Annotated in this window: 1 protein-coding gene; it reads right to left on the bottom strand. The window is 68.6% G+C overall.

Features of this window, described 5'->3' with window-relative positions; translation table 11 throughout:
- Positions 1–1,507, bottom strand: a 1,507-nt coding sequence (locus tag VGH85_05380) for an acyl-CoA ligase (AMP-forming), exosortase A system-associated (GenBank protein HEY2173227.1), incomplete at its 3' end; no start/stop codon positions are given.
- Between the last annotated feature and the right edge of the window lie 110 nt (positions 1,508–1,617).

The raw sequence follows: 1,617 nt of genomic DNA, 5'->3' as shown, positions 1-1,617 counted from the left end.
TACGGACCACCACCTCGGCGGGCACCATGTAGCCGGGTAGTTCCTGCCGCAGGCGTGCGGTCACCGCGGCCGGGTCGAAGCCGGCGGGATCGGAGGGTGTCACGACGAGGACGATCCGTTGGCCAAGTGCCTCGTCCTCGACGCCGAGCGCGACGGCATCGTGGACCAGGCCAGTCTCGTACGCCACTTCCTCGACCTCTTGCGGGCTGACCCGATACCCCGATGTCTTGATCATGTCGTCACGCCGTCCGACGAAGTACAGGAAGCCCTCCTTGTCGCGGACGACGACATCGCCGGACCAGACCGCCAGCTCGGGCGTACACAGCTCGACCGGACGGTTCGGCGGCGGCCGGAACCGCTCGGCCGTGCGCTCAGCGTCATTCCAATAACCCAGCGTGACAAGCGGGCCTCGGTGCACCAGCTCACCCGGCTCGCCCGGACCACAGAGGCCGCCGTCCTCCCGGACCACGAGGATCTCGGCGTTCGGGATGGCCTTGCCGATTGAATCGGGCCGCCGGTCGACCTCCCGGGGATCGAGGTAGGTGGAGCGGAACGCCTCTGTGAGGCCGTACATCAGGTATGGCGCCGCGGCCGGGAAGATCGCTCGCAGTTGTTGCAGGGTAACGCGCGGGAGTCGCCCCCCAGTGTTTGCGAAGTAGCGCATCCCGGCCACGGCCTCGGACGGCCATGCCTGGCCTGCGAGCTGGATCCACAGCGACGGTACGCCCACCAGTCCGGTGATACGGTGCTCCGCGCACATCCGGACGACATCCCCCGGTAGCAGGTAGTCGGCGAGCACCACGTGGGCGCCGACGCAGAAGCCGGTTGTCAACTGGCTCAGTCCGGCGTCGAAGCTCAGCGGGAGAATGGCCAGGATCCGGTCCTCTGCCGTATTGTTCAGGTAAGTGCTGACGCTCTCCGCGCCGACGACGAGGTTGCGGTGCGACAGCACGACGCCCTTCGGGGCCCCGGTGCTCCCCGACGTGTAGAGGATCGCGGCCACATCCGTGTCGACGCCGCCGGTCGGAGGACACGCGGCCTGGCTCGCGCGCTCGACGACCTCCGACCAGGGGAGCACGCGGTAACGGGCTTCCTCGTCCTCAGCAACCGAGTCGCCCAGCACGAGGACGTGGGAGAGTGACTTGCAGGCGGCGAGCTCAGCGCGCAGGGCTCGCAGCCGGTCCGTGGAGGTCACCAGTACCCGCACGGCGCAGTCGTCGAGAATGTGCCTCACTTGCCTGGCCCGCAGCACGGGATTCACCGGGACGAACACGCCACCGGCCCGCGAGCAGGCGAGCAGCGACACGACGGTCTCGATCCTCTTGTCGAGGAAGACCGCGACGCGCTCGCCACCATCGAGCCCGAGGTCGCGCAGGCCGGCGGCCGCGAGCTCCGTCCGCTCATGCAGATCGGTGTAGGAGATCGTGGTCGTCCGCGCGGTCAGGGCGGGCGCGCCTGGGTTGCGTTGGGCGGACCTCGCGACGAGGTCCGGCAACCGGATGATCATTTCGGCGGATTCCTTTCTGTTCCTTTTGCCTGGCAGCCGACGAGTCCCAGCCCTCTGTGCTGTTCGTCGGCGCAGGCGCCGCCGGACCCTGATGGGCTGCGCGCGCTACT

Source organism: Mycobacteriales bacterium (assembly GCA_036497565.1).
Classification (GTDB): Bacteria; Actinomycetota; Actinomycetes; order Mycobacteriales; family QHCD01; genus DASXJE01.
Note: the sequence above shows the minus strand (reverse complement) of the source record. Positions and strands in the feature narration are given on the sequence as shown.